Below are 16,848 nucleotides of genomic sequence, written 5' to 3'. Positions count from 1 at the left end.
CGGTTTTTTTTTCGATGGCCCGTCCCAAGAAAGAAAGCCCCCTTGGGGGAAGCGGCAAGCACGCGCAGCGCGGGGGCTTCCCCCTTCTTTGTCAGAAACGGATATTGAGGCTGGCCCTGACGCCGTGGTCCTGGGCCGAGCTGGCGAGCTGGCCCTGGTAGGACAGGCCGAACGCCGCCTGGCGGGTGATCTGCACGTCCAGCCCCGCCTCGATCACCGCGCTGTCTTTCGCGATGGGCGCGCCCGCCACGGTGAACGCCTCGCCCGCCGAGAAGGCCTGGGTGGCCAGGGGCATGACGTCGCCGAATGCGTGGCGCCAGCCCAGCGATCCGCGGCCCGCGGCTTGCGCGCCGCTCAGCTCGAAACGCGACATGGCCCGCGTGCCCAGGGTCGTGAAGGTGGTCTCGGTCGTCTGGCTCTTCCCGCGCAGCGCGGCGGGGCCGCCGCTTTCGCGATAGCCGTCCGTCTCCAGATTGACGTAGGCGATATTGGCGAAGGGCTCGAACGACACGGCCGGCGTATCGATGCGGTAGCTCAGGTCGGCGAAGGCCTGGGCGGTGCGGCCGTCGTAATTAGCCTTGAGGCGATCGGAAAACCCGCGCATGGCGACCGAGCGCCGGGTGGTGATGTCGTGCCAGCTGTAGGCCAGGCCGCCGCGCAGCCCCAACGCGCCCCACTGCCCGCCGGCGTAGGCGCCCAGATGGTAGTTGTCGCTGTCGCCCGAGGACGCGCGGTCCTGCACGTCGAAATCCGAGCGGCTGTAGCCCGCCATCACGCCGAGCCGCCATGCGTCGGACACCGGCGCATCCGCGCCCATCAGGAAGCCGCCGGTCGAACTCTTGACCCGGGCCGCGTTGCCGTCGCTATCGATATGGCTCCATGAGCCCATGCCCTGGATCCAGGTGGCCGGCCCGTTGGCGTTGGCCGGCGCAAGCCGGGCGCCCTCGCCGGCGGAGACGAGCACGGGCGCGGAGACGGCGCCGACGCCGCCCGCGGCCGAACGCAGGCGTTCGCCCACGGCATCGCGCAGATAGCGGCTGTCCTGCAGCAACACGCTCTTGGCCGAGGCGTGGACCTCGCCGGACAATTGATCGAAGCTGGCGTGCAGAAGCGCCGGGTCGTCCGGCAGGCTCACCACGGCGTCGTACACCGCGTGCCCGCTGGCCATGCCCATGCCATCGATGGCGCCCGCGGCCGCACGCTGGTTGCGCGTGCGGCCCGTCAGCGCCATGGCCGACTCGTTGCGCTCCAGCCTCAGCGAAACGCTGCCCGCGCCATAGTCGTAATCCAGGGACGGCGCAAGAAAGGCGAAATCGGAGGAGACGGCGTCGAAACGGCCCGACAGGAGACCGCCCACTTCCATGATCCTGTAGGTGCTGCGCGGCCCATAGTTGCCATCGGCGCCGACGTGCATGACGGAACCGCCGTTGAGGGTGGCGTTGCCCGTTACCCGCACCAGGTCGGCGCCGGAGCCGTCGGGATTGGTTTCGACCACGAAGCGCGAGCCCTTATCCATGATCAGGTTGCCATCGATGGTCAGGGTGCCGATGGAGTTGCCAGGCGACAGCGCGCCGCCGCTGCGCACCGTTACGGTCGAACCCGCGCCCGCGCCGACCGTTCCGGTACCGCCGAGCATGCCGCCCGCGCCGATGCCGAGCGCGCCGCCCAGCCTGCCGTTGACCGCCAGCCGTCCGCCGCCGACGATCATGCTTCCGGTAAAGCCCGAACCGTCGCCGCTGAAGTTCAGGACGCCGTCGCCCTGCTTGGTCAGGTCGCCATGGCCCGACAGGAGCCCGGCCAGGTCCAGGGTGGTGCCGCCGGCCACGTCGAGGCCGCTGGCTTGCGCCACCGAGACGGCGCGCGACGTGGAGAACGAGGCCGTGGTCGCCAGCGTGCCGCCGCTGAGCGTCAGCCCGCCGGCGGCATTGCCCAGGTTCGCGTCGCGGCCGATTTGCAGCGTGCCGCCCGTGATGGTGGTGCCGCCGGTATAGGCGTTGTCGCCGCTCAGCACCAGCGTCCCCGCGCCGGCCTTGGTCAGCGTCGCGCCGCTCCAGCCCGTCGCGGCATTGGCGGCCTGGTCGGCCAGCGCCGCGCCCACCGTGAACCGGTCCGAGGCATTGGCCAGCGTGAACGTGCCGTGCGCCAGGCTGTTGCCGGCGGTCCAGGCCAGGCCATAGCCGGCCAGGTACTGGCGGTTGTCCGCCGACTTGCGCGTGTTGACGCTCAGGTAGTCCACCGAGCCGGCGGCGCCGCCGGTGCTGATGCGGGCGAAGTCGCCGCTGATGCCGTTCGCGGTGTCGATCAGCACCACCTCGGCCGGACTGGTGCTGTAGATGCCGCCCAGCCGGAAGGTCACGTCGGCCCCGAGCGTCACTGTGTCGGCGCGCAGCGCCGCGCCGCGCATACCGGCCGTGAGATCCAGGACGGTGTGGTCGGCCATGCCGACGTTGCCCGCGACCGCCAGGGTTGCGGTCCCCTGCAGCGCCAGGGCGCTGCCCGTGCCCGACACCTGCAGATCGCCTGCCAGGCGATTGGCGGCGCCGGTCGTCGCATCGCCATACTGCAGCGTCCCGCCCGTCACTTCGGCCGCGCCCCCCAGCTGGTCCAGCACCACGAGCCTGCCGCCCGACACCGTGGTCTTGCCCAGGAACGCGCCGTTGTCGCCCGTCAGCAGCGTGGTGCCGGCGATCTGGTTCAGGCGATGGGAACCGCTACCCACGCTGGCAAGCCGCGTCGCGAATGCGTAGGCCGTGTCGCTATGGTTGAAGTTCACGGCCGCGTTGCCGGCGCCGAACTGGATCGTGCCGGCGTTGAGCGTGCCCGCGCCCACGGCCGCTTGCCCCACCGGCGCGCCAATGTTGATCGTGCCGGCGGTCCGGTAGAACAGGAGCGAATCCCTCGCCAGCGAGACGCTCCCCGTGTTGTTGGCGCCCACGTTGACAACCCCGCCTTGCGCGATCGTCAGGCTGCCCGCCCCCGTCCCGACGCCGAATCCCAGCGTCATGGCGCCGCTGTTGTTCCAGGTGGAGCCGGCGCCGCGGACGATGACATTGCCGCTGCCGCTCATGCTGCCCACAACGCTGTCGCCGTTCGAGACGGAACCTGCCCCCTCGACCATCAGCGTGCCCTGACCCTCGACATCGCCCACCCTGAGCTCGCGGGCGTTGGCCCAGGTCGAGCCGCGCCCCGTCACCAAGACGCTGCCGTTGCCATTCTGGGTCTGCCCGATGACCCCATCAACGCTGCTCACGTAGCCCCCCGCCAGGATCGACACCGCGCCGCGCCCGCCTTTGGCCCCCACAAGCAGAGCCTCGCGATTGACCCAGCGCGACCCGGCGTCGGAAATCGCCACGCTCGCCGTGTCGTTCCACTGGGCGTCGACCGTGGCGAACTGGTTCGAGACCGTGCCGCTGTTGAAGATGCTCAGCTCGCCCGGCCCGTCGCCGCCGACGAACAGGTTGTCTGTCAGGGCCCAGGTCGAACCGGGATTGAAGACGCTGACCCGCGCCGTAGCGCCGGGGGCCATGCCGGCATCGATCCGGCCTTGGGCCGTGCCCAGTATGTTGAGGATCTGCAGGGATCCCCCCGAAACGCGGGTGTTGCCGTGGAAAAGCGAGCTATCGCCCTGCAATTGCGTGGCGCCAGCATAGTGATTGAGCTGGTGCTGGCCGCCCCCGCCGCTGCTCAGGGCGGGGGTGAACATCACCGGCCCGACCGAATTGAAGTTGAGCGTGCCGGCGCCGGCGCCAAAACGGATCTCCGACGCATCCACGAAGCCGGCGGCATCGGTGGCCGCGCTGCCGGGCGCGGTGCCGATGTTGATGACGCCGACCGCCCCCGGATTGCGGCCCAGCTCGACCAGCCCCAGGCCATTCGTGCCCACCGAGACCACGCCTGAGTTGGCCAGCGTCAGGCTGCCGCTGCCGCTGGCGCCGATCACCAGACTGCCGTTCATGACCCAGGACGCGCCCCGGCCCGTGACCGTCGCCGTGCCCACCCCACCCGTCGTCAGCCCCAGCCAGCCGCTGGCGCTGCGCACGGTCGCCCCGGACAGCTCGATCAGCAGTGAACCGGGCGCGGTATTGCCGACGACCAGATCATTGGCGTCGCCCCAGTTCACGGCGGGCGTCACATCGCCGTCCACCGCCACGCCGGCCAGCGCCGGTGCTGCGGCCGCCCCGCAAACCATCGCCAGCACTGCCGCCAGCGCCACGCTCCGCGGCCGGCTCCTGCCCCGCCCGCGGGCGTGCTCGCTGGCGACCTGCCACTGGCCGGAGCGGCGATTGAAGACGATGCGATACGTGCGGTTCATGGCGCTTTTCTCTCTCAGGGTCGGCGCCGGCTTGTGGAGTGTTCACGCGGGCGCAATCGTCGGTCGGGACATGGCAGGAACTACCCCATCCGACACTTACAATTAGAAAAGAGGGGCTGAACCTTGCATATCACTGATACTGGGTAAATTGCGGGGATTTGGTCCGATCTCCAGTCATGCTCCGGAGCCGCTCTTGCGGTTGTTGATGCGCCGCAAACCCGTTTATGCTCCATGTGAACCAAATATGACCGGTCATCAAATCACCCCTCTCGTTTGATTAAGATCTCGGCTTTTGCCGTTGGACACTTGCCGCCATGTCGGAACAGGAATTGAAACTGCACGTGCCAGCGGCCTCGCGCCCAGCCGTGCAGCGTGAGATCAAGCAACGCGAGGCGACGCGCATCCGCCTGCATGCCATGTATTTCGATACGCCCGAACGCGAACTCGCGCGGGCGCGCATCGCGATCCGGCTGCGCCAGGAAGGACGCGATTGGGTGCAGACCCTGAAGATGCCCGGCATCAACGCCATTACGCGCATCGAACTCAATCATCCGCGGCCCGGCCCCGTGCTGGACCTGTCGGTCTATGCGGGCACCGAAGTCGAAGCCGCGCTGTCGGCCATCAAGGGCGAACTCGGCCTGCGCTACGAAACCGACGTGCAGCGGCTGCTGCGCAAGGTCCGCACGCGCTACGGCACGATCGAACTGGCCTACGACACCGGCATCCTGCGCGCCGGCGCGCTGGAGTTGCCCATCTCCGAGCTGGAATTCGAATTGGTCTCGGGGCGCCCCGCGGCCATCTTCGCGGCCGCGCGCGGCTGGCAGCAGCGCCACGGCCTGGTGCTGGACCCCCGCAGCAAGTCCGAGCGCGGCGATGCGCTCGCGCAACTGGCGCAGCGGCTGGCCGACGCGGACGCCATCCCGGGCGAGGACCTGGAAGCCCGCCGCGCGCAGGCCATCGCCCAGTTCTGGGCGCCGCGCGGCGCGGCCGGGGTCAAGCTGCGCGAAGACATGACACCGTCGCAGGCCATGGCGCGCATCGCCGCCGAATGCCTGGACCAGATCGCCCGCAACGCCTCCGTGCTGGCCGAGGTGGACACCGAAGACGCCTACCGGGCCGGCAACTCCGAACACGTGCACCAGCTGCGCGTGGGCGTGCGCCGGCTGCGTTCGGCCTGGAAACTCTTCGATGGCTGGATCGCGCCCATTCCCGACTCCATCCTGCAGGGCGTGCGCACGCACTTCGCCGCGTTCGGCGCCAACCGCGACCAGGACGTGCTGAACGAAACGGTGGCGCCCGCGCTGATGCGCGCCGGCATGCCGGTGATTCCCATGGAGGCCGCTCCTCCCGAACAGGACGCGCGCGCGATCGCCGGCGGCAAGGCCTTCCAGGCCTGGCTGCTGGAACTGCTGGAATGGAGCCTGGAGGTGCCGCCGGCACTGGCTTCGTCCGAAGGCCAGGCCATCGCGAACGGCACGCCCAGCGACTCCGCGCCCGAACCCGCCATCCGGCTGGAAGGCGGCGTGGCGGGCCCCAGCGTGCGGCCCACCATCATCCCGATGCTGGCGCCCGAGCCCGACCCGCAGCGCCTGCGCAAGCAGCTGGCCCGCCGCCTGCATCGCTGGCACGGCAAGGTGGCCGACCAGGGCACGCAATTCGCCACGCTGGACATCCCCACCCGGCACGAACTGCGCAAGCGCGGCAAGCGGCTGCGCTACAGCCTGGCCTTCGCCGAATCGCTGCTGCCCGCGAACAAGCTGCGCGGCTACCGCAAGCTGCTGTCGCGCGTGCAGGACATCCTGGGAGAGATCAACGACCTGGCGGTGGCCAAGGATTACTACGAGGCCTGTACCGCCACGCACCCGCAGGCCTGGTTCGCGCTGGGATGGATCAGCGCCCGCCTGCAGGAACTGGCGGAAGACGCGCAAAAGGCCTTCGACGACTTGGCTGCAAGCAAACCTTTCTGGAAATGAAGCGGGCTTGAACTCAAAAGGGACGGCTTGCGCCGTCCCTTTGCGTTTGTCCTGCTCCGGCGCAAGCGCGCCGGATTCGCGAACATCAATCCGACAGCAAGGCCCCTGCGAACTCGTCGGCCACGAAGGGCTGCAGGTCTTCCAGGCTTTCGCCCACGCCGATCCAGTACACCGGGATCGGGCGCACGCCCTGGCTGCCCGCGGCCACCGCCGCCAGCGTTCCGCCCTTGGCGGTGCCGTCCAGCTTGGTCACGACCAGGCCCGTCAGATTGATGGCCGCATCGAAGGCGCGGATCTGCGCCAGGGCGTTCTGCCCGGTATTGCCGTCGACCACCAGCAGCACCTCGTGAGGCGCCGCGGCATCCGCCTTGCCGATCACGCGGCGGATCTTCTTGAGTTCTTCCATCAGGTGCAGCTGCGTCGGCAGGCGGCCGGCGGTATCTACCATCACCACGCCCATGCCGCGCGCGCGCCCCGCGTTGACGGCGTCGAACGCCACCGCCGCCGGATCGCCGCCGTCCTGGGAAATCACCGTAACGTTGTTGCGGCTGCCCCATTCGACGAGCTGCTCGCGGGCGGCCGCCCGGAAAGTGTCGCCCGCCGCCAGCAGCACGCTGGCCCCCTGGCGCTGGAACGTGTGCGCCAGCTTGCCGATGGAGGTGGTCTTGCCCGCCCCGTTGACGCCCGCGATCATGACGACCAGCGGCTGCGCGCGCTTGAGGTCGAAATCGCGCTCCAGCGGACGCAGGTGGTCGGCGAGCAGTTGGCGCAGGGCGGTCTTCACCTTGGCCGGGTCTTCGATGCGCTCCTTCTTGACCCGGGCGCGCAGCGCGGTCAGCAGCTTCTCGGTGGCCTCCAGGCCCGCATCGGCCATAATGAGCGCCGATTCGAGTTCCTCGAACAGGTTCTCGTCGACCTTGACGCCGACGAAAATGCCGCCAATGCTTTGGCCGGTGCGCGACAGGCCCTGCTTCAGCCTCGACAGCCAGGACGCCTTCTTGGGCGCCTCGGCGACGGGCGCGGGAACGGGCTCGGGCGCCACGGCCGCGGGAATCGCGGCAGGCGCCGGCGGCGCGGCGGGCGGAACGACGGGCTCGCGAACCGCCTCCGCGGCGGGGGCGGGCGCAGCTGCGGGCGGCGCGACTGCCGGCGCAACCGGAATGGGTGCCGGGGGCTGGGCCGGGGCTTGAACCTGGGCCGGTGCCTGGAACGCGGCCGGAGCTTGAACCGGGGCCGGGGCCTGAACTTGGGCAGGAGCCTGAACCTGGGCTTGAGCCGGAACCGGGGCCTGGGCTGGCGCCTGGACTTGGGCCGGAACTTGAGCCGGGGCCGGAACCGGCGCCTCAGGCTTGGGTTGGGGCGCCGGCGCCGGGATGGCCGGCGCGGCGGCGGGCTCCGCCGGCGCGGGGACGGCGTCTACGGCCTCCGGCGGCGGCGCGGGCTGGGCCGGCGCGGCGGGCGGAGGGGATTTTTTCTTGAAGAAGCGGCTGAACATGGGTAACAAGTATATTCGTATCGTCGGGGGCCAATACAGGCGCACCCCCATCGTCGTGCCCGACGTGGACACCTTGCGGCCCACGCCCGACCGGGTCCGCGAAACGCTGTTCAACTGGCTGACCCACCTGTGGGGCGGCGAATTCGCCGACAAGACAGTGCTCGACCTGTTCGCCGGCAGCGGCGCCCTGGGGTTCGAAGCGGCCTCGCGCGGCGTGGCGCACGTGCAGATGGTCGAGCGGGACAGGGCCGCGGCGTCCGCGCTACGGACACTGCGCGATAAACTCAAAGCCGACATGATACGCATCCATGTGGGCGATGCCATGCAGGTGGCCGAACGCATGGATGCGTCCCGGTTCGACCTGATCCTGCTGGATCCGCCCTTCGGCCAGGGCTGGCTGCCGCGACTGTGGCCGCTGCTCCCGGGCATCCTGACCGAGCGCGGATTGGTCTACGTCGAAGCCGAAACCTCTATCGAAGCCCCCGAAGGATTCACGATTTTGCGACAGGACAAGGCAGGCGCGGTCCACTACCATCTCCTGGAATTTGCTGCATTGCGCAAATAGATCAATAATCCGAGCTTCGGAGGATGGTGTACACCACTAATAACGGTACGGAGCTCGCATGATCACCGCTGTATATCCCGGCACTTTCGACCCGCTGACCCGAGGCCACGAGGACTTGGTCCGCCGTGCGGCCACGCTTTTCGACAAAGTCGTGGTAGGGATCGCCATTAGCCGCAACAAGAAGCCTTTCTTCAGCATCGACGAGCGCGTTGAGATCGCGCGCGAAGTGCTGGGCCACTATCCCAACGTGGAAGTGCAAAGCTTCGGCGGCCTGCTCAAGGACTTCGTGCGCGACCAGGGCGGCCGCGTCATCGTTCGCGGCCTGCGCGCCGTGTCCGACTTCGAATACGAGTTCCAGATGGCCGGCATGAACCGCCACCTGCTGCCCGACGTCGAAACCCTGTTCATGACGCCCTCGGACCAATACCAGTTCATCTCGGGCACCATCGTGCGCGAGATCGCCCAGCTGGGCGGCGACGTGAGCAAGTTCGTGTTCCCGTCGGTCGAGCGCTGGTTGCAGGAAAAGGCCAAGGAGCGCCGCGAGCAGTCCTGGCCGGGCTGAGCGGCCGGCGCCGCTCCCTCCCCGAAGGGCGCGCTCCGCGCCCTTTCTCCGCTGCCCCGGCCGAAAGGGCGGCGGCGGTACAATAGCGGTCGCCCCACCGCTTTTACCGCAGCCCCGCCATGGCCCTGACCATCACCGAAGAATGCATCAATTGCGACGTTTGCGAGCCCCAGTGCCCGAACGAGGCGATTTCCATGGGCGCGGACTATTACGTGATCGACCCTGATCGCTGCACGGAATGCGTGGGCCACCACGACGAGCCGCAATGCAAGGTGGTATGCCCGGTGGAGTGCATCGAACTGCACCCGCAATGGCATGAAGGCCAGGAACAGCTCATGGCCAAGTACCGCCGCCTCACTGGTGCCGCATGAGCGACGCCGCCGAATCCAGCATCGACCTCCCCCCTCCCCGCCACCGCGCCCGCCGCGACCTCTCCGCGTCGGCCGTCGCGGCCGGCCTGGTCGCCGTCCTGGTCAGCTTCGGCGGAACCGCCGTGCTGATGGTGCAGGCCGGCCACACCGCGGGCCTGGACGCGGCGCGCATCGGCTCCTGGATCGGCTCGCTGAGCCTCGCCTTCGGCTTCGGCGGCGCCTTGTACAGCCTGCGCACCGGCCTGCCCATCGTGATGGCCTGGTCCACCCCGGGCGCCGCCCTGCTGGTCACCGCGCTGGCCGGCGTGCCGTTCAACGAGGCCATCGGCGCCTTCGTGCTGGCAGCCGCCCTGACGCTGGCCTGCGGCCTGTTCGGCTGGATCGACCCCATCCTGCGCCGCATCCCCGGCGAGATCGCCGCGGCCATGCTGGCCGGCGTGCTGCTCAACTTTGGCATGGGCATCTTCGGCAGCATCAGCTATCAGCCCGCGCTGGTGCTGGCGATGTGCGCGTCCTACCTGGTCTGCCGGCGGCTGGCGCCGCGCTACGCGGTGCTGGTGGTGATGCTGGTGGCCATCGCGATCGCGTTCGCGCTGGACCTGATGCGGCTGGACCTGCTGGACTGGCGCCTCACCGAATTCGTCTGGACCACGCCAGCCTTCAGCGCGCAGGCCGCGGTCAGCCTGGGCATTCCTCTGTTCGTGGTGGCCATGGCCTCCCAGAACCTGCCCGGCCTGGCCATCCTGCAAGCCGCCGGCTATCGCCCGCCCGCGTCCCGCCTGGTGGCCGCCACCGGCCTGCTGGGCCTGCTGGCCGCGCCCTTCGGCGCGCACAGCGTCACGATGGGCGCCATCAGCGCAGCCATCTGCACGGGCCCCGAAGCCCATCCGGACCCGGGCAAGCGCTACATCGCCGCCGCCACCTACGGCCTGGGCTACGTCGCGCTGAGCGTCGTGGCGGGCGCCGTGGCGGTGTTCTTCCAGGCCCTGCCTCCCGCCCTGCTGGCGGCCCTGGCCGGCCTGGCCCTGCTGGGCACCATCATGGGCGGCATGGCCGCGGCCATGGCCAATCCCCAGCGCCGCGAAGCCGCGCTCATCACGCTGCTGGCCACCGCATCGGGTTTCAGTTTCTGGGGAATCGGGTCGGCCTTCTGGGGCCTGGTGGCGGGCCTGCTGGCCCACGCCGCTTTCGAATACCGGCGCGCCGGCGCGCAGTAGCGCCGAAGAGGGGTTGCCCCGCTTGCGCGGAGCCGCGCGCGGCCCCTCAGGCGGGCCAGGCGGCCACGGGCGTGTCGGGGTGCACCTTCATGATGCGGCAAGGCACCTGCACGAAATTGGAGATCCAGGCCGCGGCCAGTTCCCCTTCGTCGATCACGTCGATGGCCTGTTCGCCCACCTTCATGCTGTAGCGCACGCTGTCGTCATCCTCGATGACGTCCAGCGGAATATCCATGCGCAGCATGCCCGGCGCCTTCAGCACCAGGTAGCCCAGCCGCAGCTCGACCGACACCTCGGCCAGCCGGGGGCACAGCTCGCGATTGAGCCATTGCCCGGAATCGTTGGCGATCAGCCACTGGCGGTGGTAGCCGGCGGCCTCGGCCTGCGCCGTGGCGCCGCATTCGGCGATGGGTTGGAAGTGTGCGCTCATTTGCCCAGCAAGCCCTTCAATGCCTTGTCGACCGCCGCGCCGTTCTTGCCCTTGCCGGTGACGGCTTCGCGCAGCTTGTTCTCCAGGCTGCGCTTCAGGATGGCGCCGACGGCGTCCTTCCAGAGCAGCGTGTAGGTCGGTTTCTCGAACGGCCCCTTCACGTGCACGGGGATGGTCACATCCTTCAGGTCGATCAGTTCCTGGCCTTCGGGATCGGCGGCGGGGTTGACCACGCGCGCCCGCGCCACGAGATCCAGCTCGCTCTTGACGAAGTCGATCGTGGCCGGATCGCCCTGCGTCACGCGCAACAGCGGCGACACGACGTTCAGGCGCTTCACGGCGGCCACGCCCTTGGTGAACGCCAGGTCCGCGTCCATTTCGGAGAAGGCCGTCTGCTTGCTGGTATCGGCCGGCACGGTCTCGTCCTGCGACTCGGGCTTGAACGCGGCCTTCAGGTCCCGCAGCGTCTGCGTGAGGTTGATGCCCTTGACCGCGCCGTCGCGCAGGCGCAGCTGCATGGTGCCGCCCAGGCCGCTCTTCATGGCGTAGGCGTTCGCGCCCGCCGTCTTCAGGTCCAGCGCCAGGCTGCCGGTGCCGCTCAGCACGTTCCGGTTCGCCAGGTCCATCAGGAACGGTTCGATCGCGATACCCGCCAGCGACATCTTGGTGGCCAGCTGATTGCCCTGCGCGGCGTCGACCGTCAGGGCGCCCGCCAGCTTGCCGCCGTAGAGCCCGGCCGTCAGGCTGGTGATTTCCAGCTTGCCCTTGTCCAGCTTCACCGACGCGCCGACGTCGTCGGCCTTCAGGCCGCGCACCACCAGCTTGCCGACCTTCAGCGTACCGTTGACGCTGGGGCCGACCAGGGCGGAGAGGTCGATCGAATCGTCGGCGGGGGCCGCGGGCGCCGGCGCGGGCTGCGCCGGCTTGCTTTCGTCCTTCTTGCCCTCGGCGGGCGGCTTGGGCGCGGGCGCCGCCACGGGCGGCACCAGCTTGTCCAGGTCCAGCGTATCCACGACCAGCGCGAAATTCACGCGGGGCGAATCGCTCAGCTTGGTGATGTCGGCGCTCAGGTCGAACTTGCCGCCTTCCAGCACGGCGTTGATCTTGCTGGTTGCCTGATCCTTCAACAGATCGGCGGTCACGCTGCCGATCACGGGGATCTGCAGGCTGCCCTTGGGCAAGCCCGGATCGGTGATGTTCACGTCGCCGCGCAAGGCGGACAGGCCGCCGCTGCGCTGCAGGAGGTTGAGCGACAGCGGCGAGGCGAAGTTCAGCTTGACCACGCGCTCGCCCTTTTTCGACGTGCTGTCCAGCTTGGCTTCCTTGATGTCGAGCTCGCCGGCGTTGCCGCTGATGCCGTTCAGGCCGAAGCTGGCGTCCAGGCCGCTGATGCGCACGCGGCCGGTCAACGCTTCGCCGGTGGCGGAGGCGGGGGAAATATTGAGCGCCGGCGCGTCCACGGCGAATTCGAACGGGCCGTCGGCCACGCCGCCCTTGGCGCGGATGGCGAGCTTCTCGATCTGCAACTGGCTCTTGTGCGGATCGATCGACAGCTTGGGCATGGCCACGCTGGCGTCCACATTGGTGGCGCGCGCGGCGGGATCGGTGACGTCGCCCTGGAACACGACTTCCAGGCCGGCCACGTCCAGCGCCGACTTCTGGCCGTTGAACGCGAGGTTGCCGCGCATCGCCAGGCTCTTGGCTTCCGCGCCGGGCAGCTTGCCGTCCATGCGCAGGTCGAGCTTTTGCGCCGCATAGCGCTTGGCGGACGGGTCCAGCGTCAAGAGCGCCTGGCCGGTCAGGTTGGCGTCCACGCGCGGGTTGCCGCCTTCGACGCGCGCGGTGAGCCGCACGTCGAACGGCTGGTTGAACGTGACGCGCCCGGTGTTGGCGTTGATCTTGGTGACCGCCACCGCCATGCCGCTGATGGCGTCCTGCAGTTGCACTTCGCCGTCCTTCAGGTCCAGGCCGGCGATGTCGATCTGCATGTTGTTGCGGGGCTGCGGCAGGCTGCCGTTGGTGATGGCCTGCGCCGCGCTCTGGGCCGCGCCCACCAGCGCTTCCGCCGGATTGGCCGGCGCCTCGGTGACAGGCGTGGCGCCGCCCACGAGGTTGCTGAAATTGAAGTGGCCTTGCTTGTCGCGGATCACGCGCGCCTTCAGGCCGCTGATGGCCACGTGGTCCACCACGAAGCTGTTCGACAGCAAGGGCCACACGGCAACCGCCAGGCGGGTGCTTTCGATGGAGGCGAAGGTCTCGGCGCTATCGGGCTCGGACAGCGACACGCCCTGCACCGACAAGCCGATGCGCGGGAACAGCGACAGCTCGATCTCGCCGTCGATCGTCAGCGTGCGCTGGTAGCGTTGCTGGACAAGCTCTTCCAGCTTGTACTTGTACGCATTGGGGTCGAATGTCAGCAAGAAGATGGCCAGGCCAACGACGGCCACGACAACCAACACCACCAGGCCTATCAAAATGCGCTTGAACCACGTTTTCATTGCTGCCCCGTCGGTACCTCGACTGGAAATCCTCGAATGCCGCCCACCGCGCCGGAGCGCGAGGATGGTGCTTTACCGGTGGAAAAGACCACCGGGCAGGCGCCGCTGGCCCTTTTGAGAGGTGAAGACGCCGGCCGGGCCGGCGCACAGATACCGCTATCGTAACAAATCGGGCCGCGTTCGCGACGCGGCCCGCCAAACCGCCGGCGTCCGCCCCTTGGAATTCGGCGCGGAAGCTGACGATTTTCTGTCTGGCGGATTGTAGGGCTAGAATGATTGATACATCAATCATTGATCCATCCAACAATGTCCGCCCCCGCTTCCGGCACCCCGCACTCACCCGGCCAGGTGCTTCCCTTCCGGCAAACCCTGCTCGCCATGCTCGGCATGTGCTTCGTCATGATGATGGTCGCCATCGACCAGACCGTGGTGGGCACGGCGTTGCCGACCATTGTGGCCGAACTCAAGGGATTCGAACTGTATGCATGGGTAGCGACGTCTTACCTGCTGACGTCCGTCATCACCGTGCCCATCTTCGGCCGGCTGGGCGATTACTACGGGCGCAAGCCCTTCGTCGTGGCGGCCATCGTGCTGTTCACCCTGGCCTCGGCGCTGTGCGGCGCGGCCGACAGCATGCTCGCCCTGGTGCTGGCGCGGGCGCTGCAGGGCATCGGCGGCGGCATGCTGGTGGGCACCGCCTTCGCGTCCATTCCCGATCTTTTTCCCGACCCGCACGTGCGCTTGCGCTGGCAGGTCATGCTCAGCTCCGCCTTCGGCATCGCCAACGCGGTGGGCCCCACGCTGGGCGGCGCGCTGACGGAACACTACGGCTGGCGCTCCGTCTTCTACGTGAACCTGCCCATCGGCGTGCTGGGCCTGTGGTTCGTGGCCCGCTACCTGCCGCACCTGCGCAACAACACGGCCGGCCCCGTGCGGCTCGACTGGCAGGGCGCGCTGCTCATCGCGCTGGCCCTGGGAACGCTCCAGCTGCTGGTCGAACTGCTGCCCAAGGAAGGGATCAGCACCGCCATCGTGCTGCTCGGCGCCGCCAGCGTCGCGGCCTTCGTCCTGCTCTACTGGTGGGAACGGCGCTGTCCGCATCCGCTGCTCCCGCTGGACATGTTCCGCAACCGCGGCCTGGCCATGCTGTTCACGCTGGCCCTGCTGGTGGGCGTGACCATGTATTCGCTGCTGTTCTATGCGCCGCTGCTGCTGCAGGGCGGCTTCGGCCTGTCGCCGCAGGACGCGGGCATGCTGATCACGCCGATGGTCGTCTTCATCACGGTGGGCAGCATCGTGAACGGCCGCATCATCACCCGGATCCGCCATCCCAACCGCATGCTGTACGCGGGCTTCATCCTGATGGCGCTGTCGTGCCTGGGCATCGTCACCACCCACAGCGACACCTCGCACGGCGTGATCGCCGCCTACATGCTGATGGCCGGCCTGGGCATGGGCTTCATCATGCCCAACCTCACGGTCTTCGCGCAGCAGACCGCGGGCCGCAGCCACCTCGGCATCGCCACCGCGCTGCTGCAATCCCTGCGCATGATCGGCGGCATGCTGGGCACGGCCATCGTGGGCACCATGGTCAGCCACAGCTACTTCAGCGGCGTCGAATCCACGCTGCGCGGCGCTTCCGCGCGCTGGCTGCCGGAGCTGAACGATCCCCAGATGCTGGTCAATCCCGAGGCCCAGACGCAGTTCCTGGCACAATTGGCGCACCAGGGCCAGGATGGGACCTCGCTGATCGAGATCGCGCGCGTCGCGCTCGTCGGCGCCATCCATGAAGGGCAGCTCATCGCCCTGGCCGTCGCCGTGTTCGCCCTCTGGTGCGTGCGGCGCGTGCCCCCGGTTCAATTGGTCCGTCCCAAGGCGGAGCCGGCCAGCGTCGGAGAATAGCTTTTGCCCAAACAGCAACAAGGCCTGCAGGTCATCCAGCACATGGGGCTGACCTATCGCGTCATGCAGAGCGCATTCAGCGGCAGGGTGGGCCACGCCCTGCCCCGCTGGCGCATCCTCCTGGCCCTGCACGAATGCGGCCAGTGCTCGCAGAAGCACCTGGCCGAACGCTGTCGGCTCGACCCCGCTTCCCTCACGCGCCAATTGCAGGCCATGCAGAAACTGGGCTGGATCGCGCGCGCCGTGGATCCGCAGGACAACCGCCTGACCAACGCCAGCCTCACGCCGGCCGGGCAGGCGGTCGTGAACGAAGCCCTGCCCAAGCGGGCCGCCTTTTTCGAAGAATCGCTCAAGGGCCTGTCGGCGGCCGACATCGACACGCTGAACCGCGTGCTCAGCGTGCTGGAGCAGAACTTCCTGCATGCCGCCGGCGACAAGCCGGCGCAGGCCTGAGCCGCCCGGCTTGCGCAACGCCGACATGCCCTTGCCACCCGAACCCTACGTCCCCCGCCGCATCGCCTGCCTGGACACCTGGCGCGATGCCGCGCATACGATCAAGGCCTACGCGATCCAGCGCGATCCCGACCCGGCCGCGCCCATGCTGTCCGCCGAGGTGGCGCGCGCCGCCCGCGACGCGGCGGCTGCCGTCCTGCGCGACCATGCGGCCGGCGAACGCAGCCACGGCCTGGGGTTCTGCATCGTGCACGTCGGCGAAGAAGCCGTCTGGCTGCTAGTGGACTGGTGGCTGTCCGGCGGCATCGTGTGCCAGCGCATGCTGTCGGCGCCGCTGGACGATCCCCGCCGCTTCGAGCCCGTGCAGGCGCCGGCCCTGGCCTGCGTCTGGGAACTGGCGGTCACCGCGCATGAGCGCGACGCCTGGGTGCGCCACATGCTGCGCGCCGAGCCCAGCCCAGAGGCGTGGCTGGCCGACGTGCTGCCTGCCGGCAGCTACTGAACCGGCGCTTGCGCCGAGGCCGCTCCCCGCGCCTCGTCGTGCAGCCAGGCCACGAACGCCGCGACCTCCGGCCGCTGCTCAGACTCCGGCAGCATCACCACGTAGTAGGCGAAGCGCGCAGGCCAGGGCTTGTCCAGGGCCAGCGCCAGCCGCCCCGCGGCGATCTCCTCCCGCGCATATTCCTGCGGCACCAGCGCCAGGCCCTGGCCGGCCGCTGGGCTGGATCGCCGAGCACGCGGACGGCTGGCTGACCTACCCCGACGCCACGCACACCGCCGAAGGGCCGCAACGCCTGGCCGCCAAGATCCGCGCCTGGCGCCAGCGGGTTCCCGACGGCGGCTTCCGGCCGCAAGGGCCTGATCGACCTGCTGCACACCTGGCAGGAAGCGGGCGTGAACCATGCCGCGCTCGGCATCCAGTTCGCGCGACGGCCGCCCGCCGACGTCATCCAGGAGCTGGCCGAGGAAGTGCTGCCGCATTTCCCCTCGCTCGCAGGCCCCGCCGCGCTGCCCGCGTCCTGGTGAGCGCCTGCAACCCCGACATCCCCCAACACGCGGACGCCGTCGCG

Annotated in this window: 12 protein-coding genes and 2 pseudogenes; 9 read left to right on the top strand and 5 right to left on the bottom strand. The window is 69.1% G+C overall.

Features of this window, described 5'->3' with window-relative positions; all coding sequences use genetic code 11:
- Nucleotides 1-91 precede the first annotated feature (91 nt).
- Nucleotides 92-4,312: an autotransporter domain-containing protein gene (locus ADE01S_RS31310; RefSeq protein WP_082775839.1), complete on the bottom strand. Its 4,221-nt coding sequence runs from the start codon at nucleotides 4,310-4,312 to the stop codon at nucleotides 92-94.
- 314 nt (nucleotides 4,313-4,626) lie between these two features.
- On the opposite strand from ADE01S_RS31310, the gene ADE01S_RS17980 reads away from it, so the two are divergent.
- The gene (locus ADE01S_RS17980) at nucleotides 4,627-6,285 is read left to right on the top strand and encodes a CYTH and CHAD domain-containing protein (protein ID WP_062683091.1); all 1,659 of its coding nucleotides are present in this window, start codon (nucleotides 4,627-4,629) and stop codon (nucleotides 6,283-6,285) included.
- 85 nt (nucleotides 6,286-6,370) lie between these two features.
- Here the strand turns inward: ADE01S_RS17980 and ftsY are convergent, their stop codons facing one another.
- Nucleotides 6,371-7,780 (bottom strand): signal recognition particle-docking protein FtsY, encoded by a 1,410-nt coding sequence (gene ftsY, locus ADE01S_RS17975; protein WP_082775838.1) that lies wholly within the window; start codon nucleotides 7,778-7,780, stop codon nucleotides 6,371-6,373.
- On the opposite strand from ftsY, the gene rsmD reads away from it, so the two are divergent.
- The 4 genes from rsmD to ADE01S_RS17955 all read left to right on the top strand — a co-directional run bounded on the left by rsmD (nucleotide 7,779) and on the right by ADE01S_RS17955 (nucleotide 10,495).
- Nucleotides 7,779-8,345: a 16S rRNA (guanine(966)-N(2))-methyltransferase RsmD gene (gene rsmD / locus ADE01S_RS17970; RefSeq protein ID WP_062683090.1), complete on the top strand. Its 567-nt coding sequence runs from the start codon at nucleotides 7,779-7,781 to the stop codon at nucleotides 8,343-8,345. The genes ftsY and rsmD overlap by 2 nt on opposite strands.
- 58 nt (nucleotides 8,346-8,403) lie before the next feature.
- Nucleotides 8,404-8,907, top strand: a complete 504-nt coding sequence (gene coaD, locus ADE01S_RS17965; protein WP_013396175.1) for a pantetheine-phosphate adenylyltransferase — start codon at nucleotides 8,404-8,406, stop codon at nucleotides 8,905-8,907.
- Between the two features lie 119 nt (nucleotides 8,908-9,026).
- The gene (locus ADE01S_RS17960) at nucleotides 9,027-9,278 is read left to right on the top strand and encodes a YfhL family 4Fe-4S dicluster ferredoxin (protein WP_062683089.1); all 252 of its coding nucleotides are present in this window, start codon (nucleotides 9,027-9,029) and stop codon (nucleotides 9,276-9,278) included.
- The gene (locus tag ADE01S_RS17955) at nucleotides 9,275-10,495 is read left to right on the top strand and encodes a benzoate/H(+) symporter BenE family transporter (protein WP_062683088.1); all 1,221 of its coding nucleotides are present in this window, start codon (nucleotides 9,275-9,277) and stop codon (nucleotides 10,493-10,495) included. Before ADE01S_RS17960 ends, ADE01S_RS17955 begins: the two co-directional genes overlap by 4 nt.
- A gap of 46 nt (nucleotides 10,496-10,541) precedes the next feature.
- On the opposite strand, the gene ADE01S_RS17950 is transcribed toward ADE01S_RS17955, so the two are convergent.
- Entirely contained in the window at nucleotides 10,542-10,925 is a 384-nt protein-coding gene (locus ADE01S_RS17950) for an MOSC N-terminal beta barrel domain-containing protein (protein ID WP_062683087.1), read from the bottom strand.
- Nucleotides 10,922-13,423 carry an AsmA family protein gene (locus ADE01S_RS17945; protein WP_062683086.1) on the bottom strand — a complete coding sequence of 834 codons (2,502 nt, stop codon included), beginning with the start codon at nucleotides 13,421-13,423 and terminating at the stop codon, nucleotides 10,922-10,924. Before ADE01S_RS17945 ends, ADE01S_RS17950 begins: the two co-directional genes overlap by 4 nt.
- Nucleotides 13,424-13,729: 306 nt before the next feature.
- Between ADE01S_RS17945 and ADE01S_RS17940 the strand changes: the two genes are divergently transcribed.
- From ADE01S_RS17940 to ADE01S_RS17930, 3 genes are read left to right on the top strand one after another with little or no spacing between them, the layout of a single operon-like run.
- Nucleotides 13,730-15,325, top strand: coding sequence for an MDR family MFS transporter (locus ADE01S_RS17940; RefSeq protein ID WP_062683085.1), 1,596 nt, complete (start codon nucleotides 13,730-13,732; stop codon nucleotides 15,323-15,325).
- Nucleotides 15,326-15,328: 3 nt separating this feature from the next.
- Nucleotides 15,329-15,778, top strand: a complete 450-nt coding sequence (locus tag ADE01S_RS17935; RefSeq protein WP_062683084.1) for a MarR family winged helix-turn-helix transcriptional regulator — start codon at nucleotides 15,329-15,331, stop codon at nucleotides 15,776-15,778.
- Nucleotides 15,779-15,803: 25 nt separating this feature from the next.
- Nucleotides 15,804-16,280, top strand: a complete 477-nt coding sequence (locus tag ADE01S_RS17930) for a hypothetical protein (protein ID WP_062683165.1) — start codon at nucleotides 15,804-15,806, stop codon at nucleotides 16,278-16,280.
- Here ADE01S_RS17930 and ADE01S_RS32145 read toward each other — a convergent pair.
- Nucleotides 16,274-16,495 (bottom strand): annotated as a pseudogene (locus tag ADE01S_RS32145) (LysR substrate-binding domain-containing protein); the annotation flags it as partial. The gene ADE01S_RS17930 and the pseudogene ADE01S_RS32145 sit on opposite strands and share 7 nt — an antisense overlap.
- Here ADE01S_RS32145 and ADE01S_RS32140 point away from each other — a divergent pair.
- Nucleotides 16,459-16,804: pseudogene (locus ADE01S_RS32140) on the top strand (LLM class flavin-dependent oxidoreductase); the annotation flags it as partial. The pseudogenes ADE01S_RS32145 and ADE01S_RS32140 sit on opposite strands and share 37 nt — an antisense overlap.
- Between the last annotated feature and the right edge of the window lie 44 nt (nucleotides 16,805-16,848).

This window comes from Achromobacter denitrificans NBRC 15125 (assembly GCF_001571365.1).
In the GTDB taxonomy this organism is placed as follows: domain Bacteria; phylum Pseudomonadota; class Gammaproteobacteria; order Burkholderiales; family Burkholderiaceae_B; genus Achromobacter; species Achromobacter denitrificans.
The sequence above is the reverse complement of the archived record's forward strand: the minus strand, read 5'-3'. Positions and strand labels throughout refer to the sequence as shown.